This window comes from Micromonospora sp. CA-248212 (assembly GCF_050948405.1).
GTDB lineage: Bacteria > Actinomycetota > Actinomycetes > Mycobacteriales > Micromonosporaceae > Micromonospora.
In genome coordinates, this window is sequence record NZ_CP192023.1 from 3,177,774 (window position 1) to 3,200,070 (window position 22,297).

Annotated in this window: 16 protein-coding genes; 10 read left to right on the forward strand and 6 right to left on the reverse strand. The window is 71.0% G+C overall.

All coding sequences use genetic code 11. The annotated features are described in order from the left end of the window. Positions 1 to 21 precede the first annotated feature (21 nt). Both ACQP03_RS15210 and ACQP03_RS15215 read left to right on the forward strand, forming a co-directional pair. Positions 22 to 2,241, forward strand: coding sequence for an ArnT family glycosyltransferase (locus ACQP03_RS15210; RefSeq protein ID WP_433461025.1), 2,220 nt, complete (start codon positions 22 to 24; stop codon positions 2,239 to 2,241). Positions 2,242 to 2,246: 5 nt separating this feature from the next. Beyond that, a complete protein-coding gene (locus ACQP03_RS15215) occupies positions 2,247 to 3,467 on the forward strand; it encodes a glycosyltransferase (RefSeq protein ID WP_433461167.1) in 1,221 nt (406 codons plus the stop codon). A gap of 5 nt (positions 3,468 to 3,472) precedes the next feature. Here the strand turns inward: ACQP03_RS15215 and ACQP03_RS15220 are convergent, their stop codons facing one another. Beyond that, positions 3,473 to 4,321 (reverse strand): arginase family protein, encoded by an 849-nt coding sequence (locus tag ACQP03_RS15220; protein WP_433461168.1) that lies wholly within the window; start codon positions 4,319 to 4,321, stop codon positions 3,473 to 3,475. Between the two features lie 190 nt (positions 4,322 to 4,511). Here ACQP03_RS15220 and ACQP03_RS15225 point away from each other — a divergent pair, with 190 nt between their 5' ends. The 4 genes from ACQP03_RS15225 (at position 4,512) to ACQP03_RS15240 (ending at position 9,620) form a co-directional block, all read left to right on the forward strand. Beyond that, complete coding sequence (locus ACQP03_RS15225) at positions 4,512 to 4,661, forward strand: hypothetical protein (RefSeq protein ID WP_167517342.1); 150 nt, start codon at positions 4,512 to 4,514, stop codon at positions 4,659 to 4,661. Between the two features lie 14 nt (positions 4,662 to 4,675). After that, positions 4,676 to 6,100, forward strand: a complete 1,425-nt coding sequence (locus tag ACQP03_RS15230; protein WP_433461026.1) for a methyltransferase — start codon at positions 4,676 to 4,678, stop codon at positions 6,098 to 6,100. Next, positions 6,093 to 8,123, forward strand: a complete 2,031-nt coding sequence (locus ACQP03_RS15235) for a sulfatase-like hydrolase/transferase (protein WP_433461027.1) — start codon at positions 6,093 to 6,095, stop codon at positions 8,121 to 8,123. The genes ACQP03_RS15230 and ACQP03_RS15235 overlap by 8 nt, the downstream gene beginning before the upstream one ends. Before the next feature lie 213 nt (positions 8,124 to 8,336). After that, complete coding sequence (locus tag ACQP03_RS15240) at positions 8,337 to 9,620, forward strand: citrate synthase (protein WP_357121840.1); 1,284 nt, start codon at positions 8,337 to 8,339, stop codon at positions 9,618 to 9,620. A 540-nt stretch (positions 9,621 to 10,160) separates the two neighbouring features. Here ACQP03_RS15240 and ACQP03_RS15245 read toward each other — a convergent pair. Beyond that, positions 10,161 to 10,805, reverse strand: a complete 645-nt coding sequence (locus ACQP03_RS15245) for a maleylpyruvate isomerase N-terminal domain-containing protein (protein ID WP_433120837.1) — start codon at positions 10,803 to 10,805, stop codon at positions 10,161 to 10,163. A gap of 151 nt (positions 10,806 to 10,956) precedes the next feature. Continuing rightward, a complete protein-coding gene (locus ACQP03_RS15250) occupies positions 10,957 to 12,402 on the reverse strand; it encodes a glycosyltransferase family 4 protein (RefSeq protein WP_433461028.1) in 1,446 nt (481 codons plus the stop codon). 312 nt (positions 12,403 to 12,714) lie between these two features. Here ACQP03_RS15250 and glgX point away from each other — a divergent pair, with 312 nt between their 5' ends. From glgX to treZ, 3 genes are read left to right on the forward strand one after another with little or no spacing between them, the layout of a single operon-like run. Further along, on the forward strand, positions 12,715 to 14,832 hold the full coding sequence (glgX, locus tag ACQP03_RS15255) for a glycogen debranching protein GlgX (protein WP_433461029.1): 2,118 nt from the start codon (positions 12,715 to 12,717) through the stop codon (positions 14,830 to 14,832). Position 14,833: 1 nt separating this feature from the next. Beyond that, positions 14,834 to 17,140: a malto-oligosyltrehalose synthase gene (gene treY, locus ACQP03_RS15260; RefSeq protein WP_433461031.1), complete on the forward strand. Its 2,307-nt coding sequence runs from the start codon at positions 14,834 to 14,836 to the stop codon at positions 17,138 to 17,140. Continuing rightward, entirely contained in the window at positions 17,137 to 18,861 is a 1,725-nt protein-coding gene (gene treZ / locus ACQP03_RS15265) for a malto-oligosyltrehalose trehalohydrolase (protein WP_433461033.1), read from the forward strand. Before treY ends, treZ begins: the two co-directional genes overlap by 4 nt. 53 nt (positions 18,862 to 18,914) lie before the next feature. Here treZ and ACQP03_RS15270 read toward each other — a convergent pair whose 3' ends face one another. Continuing rightward, positions 18,915 to 19,445 carry a hypothetical protein gene (locus tag ACQP03_RS15270; RefSeq protein ID WP_357395577.1) on the reverse strand — a complete coding sequence of 177 codons (531 nt, stop codon included), beginning with the start codon at positions 19,443 to 19,445 and terminating at the stop codon, positions 18,915 to 18,917. Further along, complete coding sequence (locus ACQP03_RS15275) at positions 19,438 to 20,091, reverse strand: DUF5343 domain-containing protein (RefSeq protein WP_357395574.1); 654 nt, start codon at positions 20,089 to 20,091, stop codon at positions 19,438 to 19,440. The genes ACQP03_RS15270 and ACQP03_RS15275 overlap by 8 nt, the downstream gene beginning before the upstream one ends. A gap of 332 nt (positions 20,092 to 20,423) precedes the next feature. On the opposite strand from ACQP03_RS15275, the gene ACQP03_RS15280 reads away from it, so the two are divergent. After that, a complete protein-coding gene (locus ACQP03_RS15280) occupies positions 20,424 to 21,614 on the forward strand; it encodes a helix-turn-helix domain-containing protein (protein WP_357395641.1) in 1,191 nt (396 codons plus the stop codon). Between the two features lie 75 nt (positions 21,615 to 21,689). Here ACQP03_RS15280 and ACQP03_RS15285 read toward each other — a convergent pair whose 3' ends face one another. Beyond that, complete coding sequence (locus tag ACQP03_RS15285) at positions 21,690 to 22,178, reverse strand: NUDIX hydrolase (RefSeq protein ID WP_357395571.1); 489 nt, start codon at positions 22,176 to 22,178, stop codon at positions 21,690 to 21,692. Positions 22,179 to 22,297: the final 119 nt, after the last annotated feature.

Genomic DNA, 22,297 nt, shown 5'->3' on the forward strand with positions numbered 1-22,297 from the left:
TCGGCCGCCAAGGCTGGCGGCATGGACCGAACAGACACCCTGTCGACGACGCCCGGCGACCCGGTCGGGCCGCCCCACCCGAGCACGCGCCCCGAGGAACACCCGCCTCCGGCGGGCCGTGCGGCGACCTGGACCCGGCCCGCTCTGCTGGCCCTGCTCCTGGGCACCGGCCTGCTCTACCTCTGGGGCCTGGGTGCCTCCGGCTGGGCCAACTCGTTCTACGCGGCCGCCGCGCAGGCCGGCTCGGTGAGCGGCAAGGCGTTCTTCTACGGCTCGTCCGACGCGGCCAACTCGATCACGGTGGACAAGACGCCCGCCTCGCTCTGGCTGATGGCCCTGTCGGTGCGGATCTTCGGGTTGAACAGCTGGGCGATGCTCGTCCCGCAGGCGCTGTGCGGGGTCGCCTCCGTCGGCGTGCTCTACGCGAGCGTGAAGCGCTGGTACGGGCCGGTTGCCGGCCTGATCGCCGGAGCGGTCCTCGCCGTCACCCCGGTGGCGACGCTCATGTTCCGTTTCAACAACCCCGACGCCCTGCTCGTGCTCCTGCTGCTCGGCGGCGCGTACGCCACCGTGCGCGCGTTGGAGACGGCCAGTACCCGGTGGATCGTGCTGGCCGGCGCGCTGGTCGGGTTCGGCTTCCTGACCAAGATGCTCCAGGCTTTCCTGCTGGTGCCGGTCTTCGCCGGCGTCTACCTGCTGGCCGCCCCGACCGGGCTGTGGCGGCGGGTGCGGCAACTCCTGCTCGCCGGCCTCGCGGTGGTGGTGTCCGCCGGCTGGTGGGTGGCCGTCGTCGAACTCGTCCCGGCCAGCGCGCGTCCGTACGTCGGCGGGTCGCAGGGCAACAGCATCCTGGAGCTGACCCTCGGCTACAACGGTCTCGGCCGGATCACCGGCGACGAGGTGGGCAGCGTCGGCGGCGGCGCCGGACGGATGGGCGGTGGGGGTGGACCGTTCTCGGGGCGGACGGGCCTGCTGCGGATGTTCGACGGCGAGGTCGGCGGTCAGATCTCCTGGCTGCTGCCGGCCGCGTTGATCCTGCTGGTCGCGGGCCTGCTGGTGGCCGGTCGGGCCGCGCGTACCGACCGCACCCGGGCCGGTCTGCTGCTGTGGGGTGGCTGGCTGCTGGTTACCGGACTGATCTTCAGCTTCATGTCCGGGATCTTCCACGCCTACTACACCGTGGCGCTCGCGCCGGCCGTCGGCGCGCTGGTCGGCATCGGCGTCACCCTGCTCTGGCGGCAGCGCCGACCGCGGCCCACCCCGGCCGCCGACGCGGACGAGGAACCGGTGCTGGTGTCCCGGTGGCAGCGGTGGCGTCCGCTGGCCGCCACGGCGACCCTCGCCGCCACCCTCGCGGTCACCGTCTGGTGGGCGTGGGTGCTGCTCGGGCGCAGCCCCGACTGGTACCCGTGGCTGCGTGCCGTCGTGCTGGTCGCCGGCCTGCTCGGCGCGGCCCTTCTCCTGTTGACCGTTCGACTGCCCCGGTGGCTGGGGGCCGTGGCGCTGGGCGTCGGCGCGGCGGCGGCCCTCGCGGGACCGGCGGCGTACGCGGCACAGACCGCCGCGACCCCGCACACCGGCTCGATCCCGAGCGCCGGCCCCGCGGTGGCGGGCGGATTCGGCCGCGGTGGCTTCCCCGGCGGACGACCGCCGGGCGGCATGGCGTTCCCCGGCCGCGGGCAGTTCCCCGGCGACGGCCGCAACGGCGCTCAGCCGCCCGGCGGAGACGGCCGCAACGGCAACCAGAACGGCGGACGGTCCCCGGGCTTCCCGGGTGGCGGGCAGGCGCCGGGCTTCCCCGGCAGCTTCCGCGGCGGCGGTCAACTTCCCGGCTTCCCCGGTGGTGGCCGGGAGGCCGGCGGCGGCATGGGAGGTCTCCTCGACGCCCGCGAGCCCAGCGCCGCGATGCGCGAGTTGCTCGAGCGGGACAGCGACGACTACACCTGGGTGGCGGCCACCATCGGTTCCAACAACGCCTCCGGTTATCAGTTGGCCACCGGCGACCCGGTGATGCCGATCGGCGGGTTCAACGGCAGCGACCCGTCACCGACCCTCGCCCAGTTCCAGCGCTACGTCGCCGACCACAAGATCCACTACTTCATGGGCGGTGGTGGCTTCCGTGCCAACGGAGGCAGCTCGGCCTCGCAGGAGATCTCCACCTGGGTCGAGGAGACCTTTACGGCGCAGACCGTGGACGGGGTCACCGTCTACGACCTGAGCACCGGCGCGGACGCGTCGTGACCGCGATCAGCGGCCCGCGTCCCGCCGTCCGGACCCGGTCCACCACCACCGGGGCGGTGCTGGACGTGGTGATCCCCGTCTACAACGAGGAGACCGACCTCGGGCCGTGCGTACGCCGGCTGCACGCCCACCTCACCGAGCACTTCCCGTACCCGTTCCAGATCACCGTGGCCGACAACGCCAGCGTGGACGGCACCCTGACGGTCGCCGAGGGCCTCCGCGCCGAGCTGCCGGGCGTCGAGGTCCTGCACCTGGACGCCAAGGGCCGGGGGCGCGCGCTGTCCGTCGCGTGGTCGGCCTCGTCCGCGCCGGTGCTGGCGTACATGGACGTGGACCTGTCCACCGATCTGGCGGCGCTGCTGCCGCTGGTCGCGCCGCTCATCTCCGGCCACTCCGACCTGGCGATCGGCACCCGGCTGGCGCGTACGTCCCGGGTGGTGCGCGGCGCCAAACGGGAGGTCATCTCCCGGGCCTACAACCTGCTGCTGCGCGGCGCGCTGTTCGCGCGGTTCTCCGACGCGCAATGCGGGTTCAAGGCGATCCGCGCGGACGTGGCCGAAGAGCTGCTGCCGCTCGTGCGGGACACCGGGTGGTTCTTCGACACCGAGCTGCTGGTGCTGGCGCAACGGGCCGGGCTGCGCATCCACGAGGTGCCGGTGGACTGGGTCGACGACCCGGACAGTCGGGTCGACATCGTCGCCACCGCCCTGGCCGACCTGCGGGGGATGGGTCGACTCGGGCGGTCCCTGGTGACCGGCGCGCTGCCCGTGGCCGAGCTACGTGCCCAGCTCGGTCGGGCACCGCTGGCCGCGCCACCGGCGCAGGTGCCGGTCGGGCTGCCCAGGCAGCTGGTCCGGTTCGCCGCCGTCGGGGTGGCCAGCACGCTGGCGTACCTGCTGCTGTTCGTGGCCACCCGGGGCGCGCTCGGCGCGCAGCCGGCGAACCTGCTGGCGCTGTTTCTGACGGCGGTGGCGAACACGGCCGCGAACCGACGGCTGACGTTCGGGATCACCGGTAGCCGCAATGCCGGTCGGCACCACGCGCAGGGGCTGCTGGCGTTCGGCCTCGGCCTGGCGTTGACCAGTGGCGCGCTGGCGGCGCTGCACGCGGTTGTCGCCGTACCCGCCCGGTCGGTGGAACTGGCCGTGCTGGTGGTCGCGAACCTGGTCGCCACCGTGCTGCGCTTCGTGCTGCTGCGCCTGGGCATGCACCACCGCCGCAGCTAGGCCGGTCAGCCGGTCAGCATCTGTGCGAGGACCTCGACCACGCGCCGGGTGTGCCGCCCGTCGGGGTCCTCGTCGGGGTTCAGGTCGGTCACGCTCATCCCGAGCAGCCGGTCGGCGCGGGCCAGCGGCGTGACCAGTGCGACGAGGTCCGCCCACCGTGGCCCGTCCGGCTCCGGGTAAGTCACCGCCGGCAGGTCGCGCGGGTCCACCACGTCCAGGTCGAGGTGCAGCCAGGCCGGCCCGTCGCCGTCGGCGGCCAGGCCCGCGCCGACCGCACCGGCGCCGAGGCGCAGCAGGTCGACGGCGGGCACCTGGTGGATCGCCGGGTCGATCCGGGCCGCCTCGAGGCGACTGTCCTCGTCGGTGGGCGGTCGGTGGCCGAGCAGGTGCACCCGGGCGGGGTCGAGCAGCGCGTCGTCGACGCCGATCGCGGCGGCCGGGCCGTGCCCGGTGACCACCGACAGGTCCATGTCGGCGGCCTCGCCGGTCGGCGACGTCGCGCCGTCGAGGAAGTCGGGATGCGCGTCGACGAACCACAGCTCGGTCGTGCGGGGCAGCGCGCGGCAGATGCCGGGCAGGATCGCGCAGTCGCCGCCGAGCACCAGCGGTCGGTGACCGTCCGCGATCAGCCCGCCGATCCGTGCGCTGATCGCGGCGCCGGCCCGGACCAGGCCGGCGGCGTCGATCACCCCGCTCGTCGGCTCCCGGTTCGGGTCCCGTAACCGGGCCTCGTCGATCTGCCCGTCGTCGTCGGCGGCCAGGGCGTCCAGCAGGCCGGCCCGACGCAGGGCGGCCGGTGCCCGTTCCTCGCCGCGCCGTGCGCCGGAGGAGTCCAGTGGCGCGTCCACGACCATCCAGCGCACGCTTCGCAGCCTACCGACGCAAGCCGCTTCCTGTGGCCGGGCTGGGAGTCCTCGGATGTGGGCGCGGTGGCGCGGACGAGCAGCGTACGGTGATGGACAAGTCCGGCTTACTGGGTCAAAAGCCTCATTGCTGTCGCCCCGGGACGCCGGTGTCGAGACGGGCGAGGGGAAGGAGCGGTCGGTGATCCATCTGGCCTACCTGGACGCGGGATCGGGCAGCCTGATCGTGCAGGCCGTCGTCGGCGGGGTGGCCGGCGTCGCGGTCGCCGCCAAGCTCTACTGGCGGCGGCTGGTCGACCGGTTCCGCCGGCAGCCCACCGACCAGCGGTAACGGTCGCGGCGACCATGACGAGCACACCCACCGGGGTACGCCCCGAGCCCGCCTCCTTCCGCGACCCCGCCAACCGGGTCTTCCACGTCGGCGACGAGGTGCTGCGCGGGCTCGACGCCCAGGCCGCCGCGCACTGGCGCACCCTCGCGGCCAGCCCGTTCTTTCCCACGCTCGTCTCGGCGGGCAAGGTCTGCGCCACCGAGGACGCCCCGGCCACGCTGGCGCCCGCGGGCACCGAATGGGCGGCGGTGCTGCGCCACGAACGCATCCCGTTCGTCTCGCACCCGTACGAGTGGTCCTTCGCCATGCTGCGCGACGCCGCGCTGCTGCACCTGGAGATCCTGCGTACCGCCCTCGCCGAGGGGTTCACCACCAAGGACGGCTCCGCCTACAACCTCCAGTGGCGCGGCGCGAAACCCGTCTTCATCGACATCGGCTCCTTCACGCCGGTCCGCGACGGCGAACCGTGGGCCGGCTACCGCCAGTTCTGCCAGACCCTGCTCTACCCGCTGCTGCTCACCGCGCACCTGGGCGTGGACTTCCAACCCTGGCTACGCGCCCAGGTCGACGGCATCGAGGCCGAGCAGTTGCGTCCCCTCTTCGGCGGAACCCGTCGGCTGCGCCCCGGCGTCCTGACCCACCTGCACCTGCACGGCGCGATGCAGCAACGCAACGCCGCCGCCAGCACCACCGACGTCAAGGCCCAGCTCCGGGCCGCCGGCTATACGCGCCAGTTGCAGGCGGCCACCGTACGCGGCATCGAGAAGCTGGTCCGCCGCCTGGAACACCGCCCCTCCGGCAGCCACTGGTCGGACTACCAGCGCACCTGCGGCTACTCGGCCCGCGACCGGGTCGCCAAGGAGCAGTTCGTGGTCGCCGCCGTGGCCGCCGCCGGCCGTCCCCGCCTGGTCCTCGACCTCGGTGCCAACGACGGCCGGTACTCCCGACTGGCCGCCGGGCACGCCGACTACGTGGTCGCCGTCGAGCAGGACCCGGCGGTGGTCGACGAGCTGTACCGGGCGCTGCGCTCCGAGGGGCAGCAACGGATCCTGCCGCTGGTGGTCGACCTGGCCGACCCGTCCCCGGGCGGCGGCTGGCGCGGCGTCGAGCGCGCCGGCTTCGCCCAGCGGGCGTCGGCGGACGTGGTGCTCGCCCTGGCCCTCGCGCACCACCTGGCGATCGGCCGCAACGTGCCGCTGCCGGAGGTCGTCGACTGGCTGGCCGGGCTGACCGCGCCCGGCGGGGCCGTGGTGGTGGAGTTCGTCCACCCGGACGACCCGATGGCCGCCCGGCTGCTGGCCAACAAACCCGACGGCCTCTTCCCCGACTACCGGCGGGACACCTTCGAACGGCTCCTCGCCGCCCGGGGCCGGATCACCGACCGGCTGGAACTGCCCTCGGGCACCCGCACGCTCTACCGGACGGTGATGGGTGGCTGACCCGCCCGTCGAGACCCCACCCGAACGCGGGCGGTGGGAGCGGGGGTGGCGCGGGGAGCTGGGCCGGGTGCTGGAGATCGTCGCGCTGGTCGGGCTGGTCGTCACCCAGCCGCTGCTGGACGTGCTCGGCCGCAGTCCCGACTTCTTCCTGTTCCACCGCGCCGACACCGGCCAGATCCTGCTGCTGGTCGCGCTGGTGGCGCTCGTACCCACCCTGCCCGTGGCGGCGCTGGGCGCGCTCAGTCGACTGGCCGGCCGGACCGCCCGCGCGCTCACCCATACGCTGCTCGTCGGCCTGCTGGTCGCCGCCCTCGCCGTGCAGGTGGGCCGGCACGTGACGACGCTTCGGGGCGTACCCCTGCTGGCTCTTGCCGGTCTGGCCGGTGTGGCCGGCGCGGCGGCGCACCGGCGGTGGCGGGCCCCGGGCCGTGCGCTGCGACTGGCCGCCGCCGGGCCGCTGGCGTTCGTGGCGCTGTTCCTGTTCGTGTCGCCCACCTCGGCGGTCGTGCTGCCGCGGGGCGACGGCGGCGCGGTCGGCACCGCGCAGGGCGGGGCCGTGCACCCGCCGGTGGTCATGCTGATCCTCGACGAGCTGCCGCTGGTCAGCCTGCTCGGCGGCGACGGCCGGATCGACGCGGCCCGGTTCCCGCACTTCGCCGAACTGGCCGGGGCGTCGACCTGGTACCGCAACGCCACCGGGGTCAGCGGCTGGACGCCCAACGCGCTGCCGGCGATGCTCACCGGTCGCTACCCGGCGCGGTCGGTCGCGCCGCACTACTCGCAGTACCCGGACAACCTCTTCACCGCCTTCGGCGGCCTGTACGACATCCAGGCCGAGGAGAGCATCACCCGGCTCTGCCCGCCCAGCCGCTGCGAACAGCCGGTCGCCCCCGAACAGGGCCTCGGCGTGCTGGTGAAGGAGACCGGCAAGCTGCTCGGCCGGATCGCCGGGCCGACGGAGAGCGCGGTCGACCCGGAGGACTCGTACCGGGAGCGGACGCGGGCCGAGGCCGGCCTGGACGCCGCCGAGCCGGTACCGGCCGACCCCAAGTTCCGCTGGGACAGCCTCGACGACAATCAGCCCGCCCGGTTCACCAGCTTCCTCGCCGGCCTGAAGCCGCGGCCCCGGCCCACCCTGCACTTCCTGCACCTGCTGATGCCGCACTCCCCGTGGGCGTACCTGCCGTCCGGCGCGCGCTACGACGCACCCGAGGATCTGCCCAACGACGGCGCCGGCTGGATCGACCTGGCCCGTCAGCGCCACCTCGCCCAACTCGGCTACACCGACCGGCTGATCGGCGAGACGCTGCGCACGCTGCGTGCCAGCGGCCTCTACGACCAGGCCCTCGTCGTCGTCACCGCCGACCACGGGGTGAGCTTCCGGCCGGGCGCGCAGGGCCGGGGGATGGACGCCATCAGGGCCGCCGCCGGCGAGGTCGCCTGGGTGCCGATGTTCGTCAAGGAACCACGGCAGCAGACCGGCCGGGTGGACGATCGCAACTGGGAACACGTCGACCTGCTGCCCACCGTCGCCGACGAGGCCGGCATCCGCCTGCCCTGGCGGGTCGACGGCCGCTCCGCCCGCCAGAGCCCGCGCGCCGACGCCACGAAACACTTCTACGACACCCCCGGGGAGGCGGTCACCTTCCCCGGCGGGGTGCCCACCCCACCGCCGCTGCCGACACCGCACCGGCTGGTCGGCACCGAGGTACGCGCCGGCCCCAGCGGCGGCAGCGCCCGCGTCGCCGACCTGGCCGCGTTCCGGGCCACCGATCCGGACACCGGCACCCTCCCGGCGCTCGTCTGGGGTGACGTGCCGGACGCCATCCCGGACGGCACGCTGCTGGCCGTCGCCGTCAACGGCAGGATCGGCGCGGTCGTCCCGGTGGTGCCGACCGACCCGGGCGGGCGTCGGTTCGCCGCGCTGCTCACCGACGACCGGCTGTTCCACGCCGGCACCAACCAGCTCGACGTCTACCAGGTCACGGCCACGGGTACGCTGCGCCGCCTGGCGCTGTCCTGAAAACCGGCTGTCCGGCGGACTGCCGCGGACAGGTCGTTTGCGGCTTTCGTGGGCTTCCCGCCTGCCGGGATTGCGGGTTTCCCGGCCTGCTGGTCGGGAATCGGGTGACGCATACCTCACCGCCGAACCACGGCGGGCAGTGTCCCCCGAGCCGCAATTACGGTAGAAGCGAAGGCAATTCAACGTAGATCTGCCGGCGAAGCGAGGAACCACATGACGGAAGTCAAGCTCGACCACCCCGGCGGGCAGCTGTCGATGCCGGTGCATTCCGCGGTCGAGGGCCCCGCTGGCATCGGGGTGAGCAAGCTGTTGAAGGAAACCGGGATGACGACGTACGACCCCGGTTTCGTCAACACCGCGGCTGCCTCATCCGCGATCACCTACATCGACGGCGACGCGGGGATCCTGCGTTACCGGGGGTACCCGATCGAGCAGCTGGCCGAGAAGTCCTCCTTCCTGGAGGTCTCGTACCTGCTCATCTACGGTGAGCTGCCCACCGAGCAGCAGCTGACCGAGTTCACCGAGTGGATCCGGCGGCACTCGCTGCTGCACGAGGAGATGCGTCGGTTCTTCGACGGCTTCCCCCGGGACGCCCACCCGATGGCGGTGCTGTCGTCCGCCGTGAGCGCGCTGTCGACCTTCTACCAGGACAGCCTGGATCCGTTCGACTCCGAGCACGTGGAGATCTCCACGGTCCGGCTCATGGCGAAGGTCCCCACCATCGCCTCGTACGCGTACAAGAAGTCCATCGGGCAGCCGCTGCTGTACCCGGACAACTCCCTCGGGTACGTGGACAACCTGCTGCGCATGACGTTCGGCGTGCCGGCGGAGCCGTACGAGGTCGACCCGGTGATGTCGAAGGTGCTGGACATGCTCTTCGTCCTGCACGCCGACCACGAGCAGAACTGCTCCACGTCGACCGTCCGGCTGGTCGGCTCCAGCAACGCCAACCTGTTCGCCTCGGTGTCGGCGGGCGTGAACGCGCTGTTCGGCCCGCTGCACGGCGGCGCGAACCAGGCGGTGCTGGAGATGCTCCAGCAGATCCACGCCGGTGACGGCGACGTCCGGTCCTTCGTCCGCAAGGTCAAGGACAAGCAGGACGGCGTCAAGCTGATGGGCTTCGGCCACCGGGTCTACAAGAACTACGACCCGCGGGCGGCGATCGTCAAGAAGGCCGCGCAGGACGTGCTGGGCCGGATGGCCAAGCCGGACCCGCTGCTGGACATCGCCATGGAGCTGGAGGAGATCGCCCTCGCCGACGACTTCTTCGTCTCCCGGCGGCTCTACCCGAACGTGGACTTCTACACCGGCCTGATCTACAAGGCCATGGGCTTCCCCACCAAGATGTTCACGGTGCTCTTCGCGCTCGGCCGGCTTCCCGGCTGGATCGCCCAGTGGCGCGAGATGATCAGCGACCCGGAGACCAAGATCGGCCGTCCGCGGCAGGTCTACGTCGGCGCCGCCGAGCGGGACTACGTCCCGTTCAACGAGCGCTGACCTCCGCTCCTGGCACGACCGCAGGCCGTCGACCCGATTAGGGGTCGGCGGCCTGCGTCGTTCCCAGGGTCCTGCCATGCGGTGGTCCGTGACGCTTCTGCGCGGTTGCCCGCGGTCGTCCCGGCGGTACCCCGGGTCTGTTGTTCGCCTCCTGTCGAGCTGCCCCGGATATGGGGCGCGGAGTGGTGGGTTCACCCCCCCCGATCCCGGTCGTGCCGGCGGGCCGGTTCGCGGGCGTCGGCCCGGCGGACGGCGCACCGCTGCCCGGACCCGGCCGCACCGCCCCTTGTTGAGCGACCTCGACGGTCGGTCGCGCCACGTGTCGATCAAGGCGGCGTCCAGGTCCGTGGACCTGCCGGTCACAGTCACCCGGGGCTTCGGGCTCGCGGCAGGCAGCCGCCCGCAGCGGGGCAGGCAGCCGCCCGCAGCGGGGCAGGGCAGCCGCCCGCAGCGGGGCAGGGCAGCCGCCCCATTTCTGGGGCAGCTCGACAGGGGACGCACCAGAGACCTGGGGGCGAGACCGGAGGTGTGCGGCCGGGCTCAGAAGGCGGCGATGTCGCGGGCTCGTTCGCTGCGGCTGAGCGCGCCGATCAGCGCGGACTGACCGTGCCGGCGGACGGCCAGCCGGACCAGCAGGTCGCGTACGGGGTCGAAGACCTCCGGCGGGAAGACCGGCGTGGGCACGCCGACGCTGACCGCCAGGTCGTCCGAGTGCACGACGATCTCCAACTGGCGGGTGAGCAGGAAGTCGGCGCGGCGCAGGGACCAGCCCTGCCACGGGATCGGCACCACGTCGACGGCGGCGCCCCGGGTCAGCAGGTCACCGACCTGCGCGAGGGCCTCGGTGGAGCGGGCGTGCAGGTCGTCCGGTCCACGGACCGCGTCAGCCTCGTCCGGGCCCTCGGCGACCGCGTCCTGGTCCGGCGTGCCCTCAGTGACCCAGGAGGCCCGTTCGTAGTGGTCGTCGGCCGAGTCGAGCGTGGGCAGCTCGGCGGGGGTCGGCAGCAATTCCGCCGCACGGATCGCCTGCCGTCCGAGGTGGCACGCCAGACCACCCACGGACAGGTGCGGCAGGGCGCTCGGGCGCGACCACCGCGCGGCGACCTCGGGGTGCCGGATCAGGTCCAGCGCGATCGAAGCGGCGACCGGGAAGGCCGAATCCAGGGAGTCGACAGGATGAGACATCCGCACAGTCTGGCAGCCCCGGCTGCCCGCCGCCGAGCGGCGACGCCCGACCGCCGCCCGGCGATCGACTCGCCTTGCCGGAAGTCGGGGTGTCCCAGGACGTCGGACACCCCGACTTCATGAAACCCGGGTCGATCACCCGATCGGGGTCTCAGCGGAGGCCGGCGGCGGCCAGCAGGTTGCCGTCGGGCAGCGCCGGAAGCGCCCGGCCCTGCGACATGCGCTGTTCGGCGCGCTCGGTCGTGAACGCGGCGTCGTTGGCGATGGCGGCGCCGTAGCTGGCGGCGGTGCGCTGGGCGATGGCCGTCCAGCCATACTGCTCGGTGACCATCCGACGGGCTCGGCGGGCCATGGCGCGCGCCCGTTCGCGGTCGGACAGCAGCGCGTCGACGGCATCGGCGAGGCTGTCCGGGTCGTGCGGGCGGAACGTCATGCCGGTCGCTCCCGACTCGACGATCTCGGCGAGACCACCGGTGGCGGCGACGGCCAGGGGCGCACCGGCGGCGGCCCCTTCGAGGGCGACCATGCCGAACGGCTCGTAGATGCTCGGCACGGCGAAGCAGTCGGACGCGGCCATCAGCGCCGGCAGGTCGGTGCCGCCGAGGAAGCCGGGCATGCTGACCATGCCGCCGAGGCCACGGCGGTGCACCTCGGCCTCCAGCTCGGCGCGGTACGGGCCGTCGCCGGCGATCACGGCGCGCAGCCCGGGGTGCCGCTCGCGCAGCCGGGGGAGGGCGGCGACCAGGTGCTGGACGCCCTTCTCGTACACGAGGCGGCCGGCGAAGGTGACCAGCGGGCCGTCGCCGGCAAACCGGGCGCGGGCCGCCGCCACGTCGCGTGCCGGCACCTTCCAGCGGTACGACTCGACGCCGTTGGCGACCACGTCGACCCGGCTGGCCGGTACGCCGAACAGGGCGTTGACCTCGTCGCGCATGTAGCCGGAGCAGACGATCACCCGGTTGGACTCGCTGCTGAGCCACTGCTCGACGCCGTGGATGGTGCGGTTCATCTCCTCCGGCAGCCAGCCCTGGTGCCGCCCGGCCTCGGTGGCGTGGATCGTGCTGACCAGCGGGATGTCCAGGTGGTCGCGCAACGTCATCGCGGTGTGCGCGACGAGCCAGTCGTGGGCGTGGATGACGTCGTAGGCGCCGGCCTGGGTGGCGCGCAGCGCCGTGCGGGTGAGGGTGTGGTTGAACGCCATGGTCCACGCCAGCAGCGAGCCGGTGGCCAGGGGGAACGTCACCGGGTCTTCGGGGGCGCGCAAGATGCGCACGCCGTCGGCGTACTCCTCCAGGGGCGCGCCCTCGGTGTGGCGGGTGACGACGGTGACCTCGTGCCCGGCGGCGGCCAGGGCCACGGACAGGGCGTGGACGTGGCGGCCGAGGCCGCCGACGAGCACCGGCGGGTACTCCCACGACAGCATGAGGATGCGACGGGTCTGCGGCGGTACACCGGGCCCGCGCTGCGCCGGCACGGCGGAGCCGGGCTGCGCGGACGGACCGGGCGAGGTCGAAGGCTGGGGCCGGGAGGTCACGGTGGGTCGGTGGGTCCGGTCCTTGGTGGCAGCGAGCTGCTCATCGACCCGCAGGGTCGTCACATCTGTCTCCGTCCAGGCATGGAGGGGCGCGCCGGCGTCAGTGGCGGCGGAGAGGGTGGAAAAAGGGTGGCCGAGGGCCGACGGGCGCACGCGGGTGCGTGTCCCCCGACAAGCAAAGGCCATCGGACGCCGGTTCGCATCTCGAAATCGGCCATGGTGACGGAAGACACCTGAGGGTGTAGCGCGCATCAGACAGGTGGATTCCGGTCACCGCCTGAAAGGATGGATTGGCGCGCCCGGGGCGGGGGCACTACCCGCTTGCGCGCGGGCCGCTGAGCCGGCGCGCACATCACCATGGCTTGAGGGAGCGACATGCAGGTCTGGCCGGGCGAGCGGTATCCCCTGGGCGCCACCTACGACGGGATGGGCACCAACTTCGCCATCTTCTCCGAGGTGGCCGAGCGGATCGAGCTGTGCCTGTTCGACGAGTGGGACACCGGCGCGGAGCGTCGCGTGGAGTTGCGGGAGGTCGACGCGTACGTCTGGCACGCGTACCTGCCGGGCATCGAGCCGGGGCAGCGCTACGGCTACCGGGTGTACGGGCCGTACGACCCGGCGAACGGGCTGCGCTGCAACCCGCACAAGCTGCTGCTCGACCCGTACGCCAAGGCCATCGACGGTGACGTCACGTGGGACCCGGCGGTGTACGACTACGAGCTGGGCGACCCGGAGACGATGAACGAGACCGACTCGGCGCCGTTCATGCCCAAGTCGGTGGTGGTGAACCCGTACTTCGACTGGGGCAACGACAAGCCGCCGCGCACCCCGTACCACCACTCGGTGATCTACGAGGCGCACGTGCGCGGGCTGACGATGCGGCACCCGGACATCCCGGAGGAGCTGCGCGGCACGTACGCGGGGATCGCCTCCCCGCCGATGATCGAGTATCTGACCCGGCTCGGGGTGACGGCGATCGAGCTGATGCCGGTGCACCAGTTCGTGCACGACCACCGGCTGCACGACCTGGGTCTGCGCAACTACTGGGGTTACAACACGATCGGCTTCTTCGCCCCGCACCACGGCTACTCGGCGCTCGGCCGTCTGGGACAGCAGGTGCAGGAGTTCCGGGGCATGGTCAAGGCGCTGCACGCGGCGGGCATCGAGGTCATCCTCGACGTGGTCTACAACCACACCGCCGAGGGCAACCACCTCGGGCCGACGTTGAGCTTCAAGGGCGTGGACGCGCCGAGCTACTACCGGCTCAGCGAGGAGGACCGCCGCTACTTCGTCGACTACACGGGCACCGGCAACAGCCTGAACGTGCGCAGCCCGCACTCCCTGCAACTGATCATGGATTCGTTGCGGTACTGGGTGACCGAGATGCACGTCGACGGGTTCCGCTTCGACCTGGCGGCCACCCTGGCCCGCGAGTTCTACGAGGTGGACCGGTTGTCCACGTTCTTCGAGGTGGTGCAGCAGGACCCGGTGGTCAGCCAGGTGAAGTTGATCGCCGAGCCGTGGGACGTCGGCCCGGGCGGCTACCAGGTGGGCAACTTCCCGCCGCTGTGGACGGAGTGGAACGGCAAGTACCGGGACACCGTGCGGGACTTCTGGCGCGGTGAGCCGGCGACCCTGGCCGAGTTCGCGTCGCGGATCTCCGGCTCGGCCGACCTCTACCAGGACGACGGCCGCCGCCCGTTCCACAGCATCAACTTCGTGACCGTGCACGACGGGTTCACCCTCACCGACCTGGTGTCGTACAACGACAAGCACAACGAGGCCAACGGCGAGGAGAACCGGGACGGCGAGAGCCACAACCGGTCGTGGAACTGCGGCGTGGAGGGCGACACCGACGACGAGGCGGTGCTCGCGCTGCGGGCCAAGCAGCGACGCAACTTCCTGGCCACGATCCTGCTGTCGCAGGGTGTGCCGATGATCGGGCACGGCGACGAGTTGGGCCGCACCCAGCACGGCAACAACAACGTGTACTGCCAGGACAGCGAGCTGGCCTGGGTCGACTGGGACAACGCCGACGAGCAGTTGCTGGACTTCGTCCGGACGCTCACCGACTTCCGCAAACGCCACCAGGTGTTCCGCCGCCGCCGGTTCTTCACCGGCCTGCCGGTGGGCGGGCGTGGCACCGACGAGCCGCTGCCGGACCTGGCCTGGCACACCCCGGACGGGCGGGAGATGACCGGCGACGACTGGGGCAACGACTTCGGCCGCTCGGTGGCGCTGTTCGTCAACGGCGAGGGCATCCGCGAGCGCGGCCAGTACGGCCAGCGGCACCACGACGCCTCGTTCCTGTTGTGCTTCAACGCCCACGACGCGCCGCTGGACTTCACGATGCCCGGCAGCGAGTACGGGCAGAAGTGGGAACGGGTCATCAGCACCGCCGAACCGGAGCCGGGCGACGCCACGGTGATCAGCGCGGGCGGCACCATCCGGGTGCCGGACCGGTCCCTCGTCGTGTTGGAGAGGATGATCTGACATGCCGGCCACCCCTCCCAAGGCCACCTACCGCGTCCAGGTCCGCCCCGGTTTCGACCTGGACGCCACCGCCGCGATCGTCGACTACCTGGACGACCTCGGCGTCAGTCACCTCTACACCGCCCCGCTGCTGGCCGCCACGCCCGGCTCGCAGCACGGCTACGACGTCGTCGACCACCGGAGCGTCAACCCGGAGTTGGGCGGGGAGGCCGCCCGGCAGCGGCTGGTGCGCGCCCTGCGCGAGCGGCAGCTCGGCCTGGTCGTCGACATCGTGCCGAACCACGCCGGGGTCGCCGTGCTGCCGGCCAACCCGGCCTGGTGGGACGTGCTGCGTCGGGGGCGCGACTCGTCGTACGCCGACTGGTTCGACATCGACTGGGACCGGGGCCGGCTGCTGCTGCCGGTCCTGGCCGACGACGCGGCCGCCCTGGACGACCTCAAGGTCGTCGACGGCGAGCTGCGCTATCACGAGCACCGCTTCCCGATCGCCGACGGCACCGGCGACGGCAGCGCCCGCGAGGTGCACGACCGGCAGCGCTACGAGCTGGTCTCCTGGCGACGCGGGGACGCCGAGCTGACGTACCGCCGGTTCTTCGCCATCGCGGGCCTCGCGGGCCTGCGGGTGGAGGACCCGGCGGTGTTCGCGGCCGTGCACGAGCTGATCCTGCGCTGGGTCGCCGACGGCGAGGTCGACGGCATCCGCGTCGACCACCCGGACGGCCTGCGCGACCCGGCCGGCTACCTCGCGCGGCTGCGCGGGGCCGCGCCGGACGCCTGGCTCGTGGTGGAGAAGATCCTGGAGTACGGCGAGGAGCTGCCGGACTGGCCGGTGGACGGCACCACCGGGTACGACGCTCTCGCCGCCGTGAACGGGCTCTTCGTCGACACCGACGCCGAGGGCGATTTCACCGTGCTGGACACCCGGCTGACCGGGCAGCGCACCTCGTGGGAGGACCTGACCCACTCGACCAAGCTGGCCGCCGCCACGACGCTGCTGGGTGCCGAGCTGACCCGGCTGGCCGCGCTCGCGCCCGAGGTGCCGACCGAGCAGGCCCGCGCGGCGCTCGCCGAGCTGGCCGCGGTGTTCCCGGTCTACCGGGGCTACCCGCCGCAGGGCGCCCGGCACCTCGCCGCCGCCCGCTCCGAGGCGGGCCGTCGCCGCCCCGACCTGACCGGCGCGCTGGACGGGATCACCCGCCGGCTGCGCGACCCCGACGACGAGCTGGGCATGCGCTTCCCACAGCTCACCGGCGCGGTGATGGCCAAGGGCGTCGAGGACACCGCCTTCTACCGGTGGACCCGCTTCGTGGCGCTTAACGAGGTCGGCGGCAGCCCCGCCCACTTCGGGGTGCCGCCGGCGGAGTTCCACCGCTACGCCGCCGCGCAGCAGGTCCGCTGGCCCGCCAGCATGACCACCCTCTCCACCCACGACACCAAGCGCGGCGAGGACGTGCGCGCCCGCCTCGCCGTACTCAGCGAGCTGCCGGGCCGCTGGGCGGAGCAGGTCAAGACCTGGATGGAGTACGCGCCGCTGCCCGACCCGGCGTTCGCCCACCTGCTCTGGCAGACGGCTGTCGGCGCGTGGCCGATCGAGCGGGAGCGGCTGCACGCGTACGCCGAGAAGGCCGCCCGGGAGGCCGCGGCCTCGACCAGTTGGGCGGACCCCGACGCGGGCTTCGAGCAGGCCATGCACGCGGTCATCGACCGCATGTACGACGACCCGGCGCTGCACGACGAGCTGACCGAACTCGCCGCCGCGATCGCCCCGGCCGGCTGGTGCAACTCCCTCGGGCAGAAGCTGATCCAACTCACCATGCCCGGCGTCCCGGACACCTACCAGGGCACCGAGCTGTGGGACAACTCCCTGGTCGACCCGGACAATCGGCGGCCGGTCGACTTCGACGTACGCCGGGAGATGCTGGCACGGCTCGACGGTGGCTGGCGTCCCCCGGTCGACACCGACGGAGCGGCGAAGCTGCTCGTCGTGTCGCGGACGCTGCGCCTGCGGCGGGCGCACCCGGAGCTGTTCACCACCTACCGGCCGGTGCCGGCGCACGGCCCGGTCGGCCGGCACGTGGTGGCGTTCGACCGGGGTGGCGTGATCGCCGTGGCGACCCGCCTGCCGCTCGGCCTGGCACGGGCCGGTGGCTGGTGTGACACAGCCCTGTCGCTTCCTGTTCACGAGGTGAAGGACCTGTTCACCGGCCGGGTCTACAGTGGCGGGGAGGTCCCGTTGGACAATCTCCTCGCGGACTACCCCGTTGCTCTGCTGGCTCCTCCCACCGCTGCCGAGGAGGCCTCGTCATGACCACATTCTCCGTCTGGGCGCCGGACGCCAGCCGGGTGCGCCTACGCCTGGCCGGCGACACCGACCACGACATGCGCGCCGCCGCCGACGGCTGGTGGACCGTCGAGGTGCCGGACGCCGGCCTCGACTACTCCTTTCTGCTGAACGACGACGAGACCGCGCTGCCCGACCCCCGCTCGCCGTGGCAGCCTGCGGGTGTGCACGGGCCGAGCCGCCGCTACGACCATCTTGCGTTCCAGTGGAGTGATTCCTCCTGGACAGGTCGCCAGCTGCCCGGCAGCGTCCTCTACGAGCTGCACATCGGCACCTTCACCCCCGAGGGCACCTTCGACGCGGCCATCGACCGCCTCGACCACCTGGTCGACCTCGGCGTCGACATGGTCGAACTGCTCCCGGTGAACGCCTTCAACGGCGAACACAACTGGGGGTACGACGGTGTCTGCTGGTACGCCCCGCACGAGCCCTACGGCGGCCCGGACGGCCTGAAACGGTTCGTCGACGCCGCCCACTCTCGCGGTTTGGGGGTGATCCTCGACGTCGTCTACAACCATTTCGGGCCCTCCGGGGCCTACGCGCCGAGGTTCGGCCCCTACCTGGCCGAGCAGAGCAACAGTTGGGGCCGCTCGATCAACCTGGACGGCCCACACTCGGACGAGGTACGCCGCTACATCATCGACAGCGTGCTCATGTGGCTGCGCGACTACCACGTCGACGGCCTGCGCCTCGACGCCGTGCACGCGCTCCCGGACACCCGGGCGATCCCGTTGCTCGAAGAGCTGGCCGTCGAGGTCGAGTCGTTGTCGACGCACCTGGGCCGACCCCTGTCGCTGATCGCGGAGTCCGACCTGAACGACCCCCGGCTCATTACGCCCCGCGAGGCGGGCGGGTTCGGGCTGCACGCCCAGTGGAACGACGACGCCCACCACGCGCTGCACACCCTGCTGACGGGGGAGCGGCAGGGCTACTACGGCGACTTCGGTTCCCTGGAGACCCTGTCGGATGTGCTGACCGGCGGGTTCTTCCACGCGGGCACCTGGTCCAGCTTCCGCAACCGGCACCACGGGCGGCCTCTCGACTCCCGCGTCCCTGGCCATCGGCTGGTGGCCTACTTGCAGAACCACGACCAGATCGGCAACCGGGCCACCGGGGATCGGATCTCGGCTTCGCTGTCGTCCGCGCTCGTGCGGGTCGGGGCGATGCTGCTGCTGACGGCGCCGTTCACGCCCATGCTGTTCATGGGGGAGGAGTGGGCGGCTTCCACGCCGTGGCAGTTCTTCACGTCGCATCCTGAGCCGGAGTTGGCTTCTGCGGTGCGGACCGGGCGGCGGCGGGAGTTCGCGTCACACGGGTGGCCGGAGGGGGACGTGCCCGATCCGCAGGACCCGGAGACGTTCGTCCGGTCCCGGTTGGACTGGGCCGAGCTGGACAAGCCCGAGCATGCTTCGATGTTGGCGTTCTACCAGCGGTTGATCGCGTTGCGGCGGTCGGTGGCTGACCTGTCTGATCCTCGGATGCACGCGGTGTCGGTGCAGCATGGCGACCAGTTTTTGCTGATGCGGCGGGGGGACACGTTGGTCGTGGCGAACTTTGCTGGGCGGGGGCAGGGAGTGTCGCTGCCTGGTGTGGCTCGGCGGGTGCTGCTGGCTACGGGCGAGGGTGTCACGGTGATGCGGGACCGGATCGAGCTACCTGCGGAGACAGCGGCGATCGTGGCGTTGTGACGTTGATGGCAAGTCGCAGATTGCGTCATTTATGAGGCTGAAGCGCCAGTTATCTAATGTGGCCCGAGGGCGGCGATCCGTTTCATGATCTCGTCGAGATACCCGAGGGTGTCATTTATGCCCGGCTCGTAGTCTTCGGGGTGTGCACACTCGTTGCGCTTGGCTAGTAGCCCTTGCAGGGCTTTCATCATTGCATTTGTAATCAACCCCTGCTTTTTCAGTACCTCGAACAGGGTATGGTCTTTTTGCCCACGCAAATCGGCGGCCTGTTGGATATTCCAGCTTTGATAGTTGGTCTGAATGGAGGTAAGCCGCGTCACGTCTGTCGCTATCCATTCATGAACGAAGTCCATCAACGCAGCGAACGACGTAACGTGTGCAGAGCGGTAAAGCCCGTGTTCGGCACACTGAAGTGCCTCCCGAAGCAGCTTGTCTTGCTTAATATTGAGTTCGGTCAACTTCTCGTAAGATTCGGTCAGAGTCATCACACGATGCGTCGACGATTCGTGCTTTGCCAGAAGCTTGCTCAACTCGGCCTGCGCGTCGGCCGCCCAGTCTGCGACCTCGCGCGGCGTTCTAGGCACCGCCGTCCATTAGGCCCTTGAGGTGCTTCGCCATTGCCGCGAAGAAGGCGTCGTAGACCGCGCTGTCGCTTGTGGCGTCAACCGATAGCGCAATGTTTACGTTTATGACAACAGCGCCTGCTGAGTTGCCGCCGTTCCGCCGACGACGCTGGACGTTCGTGTTGCCCGATTCTTGCCCCGGCTCTCCGATGGCGTCGCTGTCTTCTTCGGTCTCGCGGGCAGGATCAAAATCCGCAAACCTGCAAAGCACCTTGAATGTCCGGACGACTAGCGCCGCCTTCTCGTCATCCAAGTTTGAGTTGCTTTTGACGAACGTCACTAGATCTGCGTCCGCGTGAGTGCCGGCGTCTGAGTAGATGTCGAATAAAGGTCTATACGCTTGCGAAATTGCATTGCCGACCAATGTCCGCCCGGCAGGCCCACCACGGAGGCCCTTCTTGTAGACCTCGGTTGGTTGGCCTGAAGAGTCAAGCAAGCCGGCATACTTGAGGATGCTGGGAAAGCTGCGCGCATGCGATGAGCCGAAACCAATTGATTTGGGGTAGTCCGTCGTGATCTTGCTCGGCGAGCCGACCGATTGAAGCTTCTTTATAAACTCTTCGAGCTTGCCTGGGCTATGACTGAATACAAATTGGATCGAAGTCATGTGCGCACGATACGCGCTACGGTCTCGGACCTTAATAAGACAGTCGCCTGGGCGACACAAGTACTTTCATGTGCTCGAGTTGGCCGAGGTCGACTATCCACTCATCAGCAGCTTCGGAAGCTGTTCAGGTACCCCAACTCAGCCTTCCGTCCGGTCATCTATCTCTTCAGGTGATCGACACGGCACCGCAAGGTTAGGTGTGACTGCGCGGGGCGGCGGATCTCGAAAACTCGACGTCATCTTCTGGCCGCTCTGGAGGTGTACCTTCCAACTTGCGGGGATAGCAAGCATGGCGTCTGTCCCGGCTTCTCGACCTGAGAGTGGGCGACGGCATGGTGAATAGGGCGGAAAGCATCGGCGCTAGGATTCGGTACTGGCGGATGCGCCGTGGCGGGATGGCCCAAGCCGTCCTTGCCGGGCTGGCTGGCGTCACCCAGTCGTACGTGTCGCAGGTCGAGTCGGGTCGCAAGACCATTGACCGTCGCTCCACTCTGGTTGCTCTTGCCGCCGCGCTCCAGGTCACGGTGGCTGACCTGCTCGGTCAGGGCACCGAGTCCGGCGACCCCGCCCGCGAGAGTGCCGCCGAGTGTGTGCCTGCGATCTGGTCGGCCCTGATAGAGATCGAGGACGGCGAGCGCCGCCCGTCGTCCTACACCGCAGAACGTCTGACCGCCGAGATCGCCCGAGCCGAACAGCTCCGCAACTCGTGCAACTACCCGGCCATGGCCCGCCTGCTTCCCAAGCTTCTGCTCGAAGCCGCCGCAGTAGGCGGCACCGTGCTCGTCCAGGTCGCCTACCAGGCCGCCACCTGCCTGCGGAACCTCGGCTACCGGCACCTGGCCCTCGACGCCGCCCGCCTCGCCGGAACAGTCGCGGAGGAAACCGAAGATCCGGCATGGATCGCGGCCTCCCGCTTCGCCTACGCCCAGAGCCTGCCGATCGAATCCGCATCGGTTGCAGCACGCGCGGCCGACCGTTCGTTGACCGAGCTACAAGCCGACGCCGCCGACGAGCGGGTGCGTCAGATGCTCGGACAGCTCCACCTCTCGGCCGCGTTGACGTCGACGGTAAGCGGCCGTCTGGACGCGGCTCGCGATCATCTTGTCGAGGCGGCCCGTGAGGCGGCAACGCTCGGCGACCCGGCCGACGGAGCTGGCTTCAACGGCTGCGGGTTCGGTCCAACCAACGTCGGGCTCTGGGAGATGTCCATCGCCGCCGAGCAGGGCGAGTCCGGCCGGGTCATCGAGTTGTCCCGGACGGTCCGACCGCAGGTGCTCGCGGCATCCATCCGCCAGCAGTCGTACTGGCTCGACCTGGGACGCGCGCTCGCGGACGGGGGTCGGCGGGACGCCGAAGCGCTCGCGGCGTTCGTGCAGGCCGAGCGGGCAGCGCCCATCCCATTTGCGATCAACCCGCTCGCCCGCGACGCCGTGGTGACTCTGGCCCAGCGCGCCCGGCGCCGCGCTGTCCCCGACGACCTGCGCCTGCTCGCCGGCCGTATCGGCGTCAAGCTGGCCGCATGAGTGCAGGTATTTGCGCCCGAGGGCGGGCATCTCAGGCCACGGGCTGACGTATTGCACCCGCGTCAAGGCACGCCTTCACCCGAGGTCAACCGCTGATCCGCCAGCGAGATAGACCGGAGCGTGCTGGTCACGGGCACGGATCGCGATAGGAATCCGCGAGGCGACGTTGCCGGGAAGTCGCTGCACGGCCTCCTCGGCGAAAAAGAACGCGGCATCTTCCAGCTCCTGCCCGTGCAGGTTGCAGCCGTCGAGAGTGGCCATGGTCCCGCAGTCGAAGGTGAAGCTGACGAGTGCGCGCGGTCGTGGCGCTGCCGACGGTGCCCAGTCGACAACGAGCAGGTCACCCACTGCCATCGTCACCCCCAGCTCTTCCCGGATCTCGCGGGCGCAGGCTTCATGTGGGTACTCACCGTCGTCCACGTACCCGCCCGGGAAGGCCCAGTGGTCGCGGTAGGTGGGCTTGACGAGTAGCACTCTGCCAACGGGGTCGGTGATGAAGGCGGCTGCGGCGGCGTGGAAGGCGGCGAGGTTGGCATACCAGGTGGCAGGGTCCGTCCAGGTCACGTCAGTGACGCTAGTCGGAGTTCGCGGAGCGCCGGGCGACCCGAGCGAACCGAAGCGATGGCACTCAGCGTCACCGATGCAGCGCTCTCCGGGTGTACCGTCCAACTTTGCAGGGCCAG

Coding starts and splice junctions, on each gene's coding strand:
- treY (WP_433461031.1), top strand. CDS start 14,834: ATGCCGGCCACCCCTCCCAAGGCCACCTACCGCGTCCAGGTCCGCCCC.
- ACQP03_RS15210 (WP_433461025.1), top strand. CDS start 22: ATGGACCGAACAGACACCCTGTCGACGACGCCCGGCGACCCGGTCGGG.
- ACQP03_RS15245 (WP_433120837.1), bottom strand. CDS start 10,805: ATGTCTCATCCTGTCGACTCCCTGGATTCGGCCTTCCCGGTCGCCGCT.
- ACQP03_RS15280 (WP_357395641.1), top strand. CDS start 20,424: ATGGTGAATAGGGCGGAAAGCATCGGCGCTAGGATTCGGTACTGGCGG.
- glgX (WP_433461029.1), top strand. CDS start 12,715: ATGCAGGTCTGGCCGGGCGAGCGGTATCCCCTGGGCGCCACCTACGAC.
- ACQP03_RS15275 (WP_357395574.1), bottom strand. CDS start 20,091: ATGACTTCGATCCAATTTGTATTCAGTCATAGCCCAGGCAAGCTCGAA.
- ACQP03_RS15220 (WP_433461168.1), bottom strand. CDS start 4,321: ATGGTCGTGGACGCGCCACTGGACTCCTCCGGCGCACGGCGCGGCGAG.
- treZ (WP_433461033.1), top strand. CDS start 17,137: ATGACCACATTCTCCGTCTGGGCGCCGGACGCCAGCCGGGTGCGCCTA.
- ACQP03_RS15230 (WP_433461026.1), top strand. CDS start 4,676: ATGACGAGCACACCCACCGGGGTACGCCCCGAGCCCGCCTCCTTCCGC.
- ACQP03_RS15240 (WP_357121840.1), top strand. CDS start 8,337: ATGACGGAAGTCAAGCTCGACCACCCCGGCGGGCAGCTGTCGATGCCG.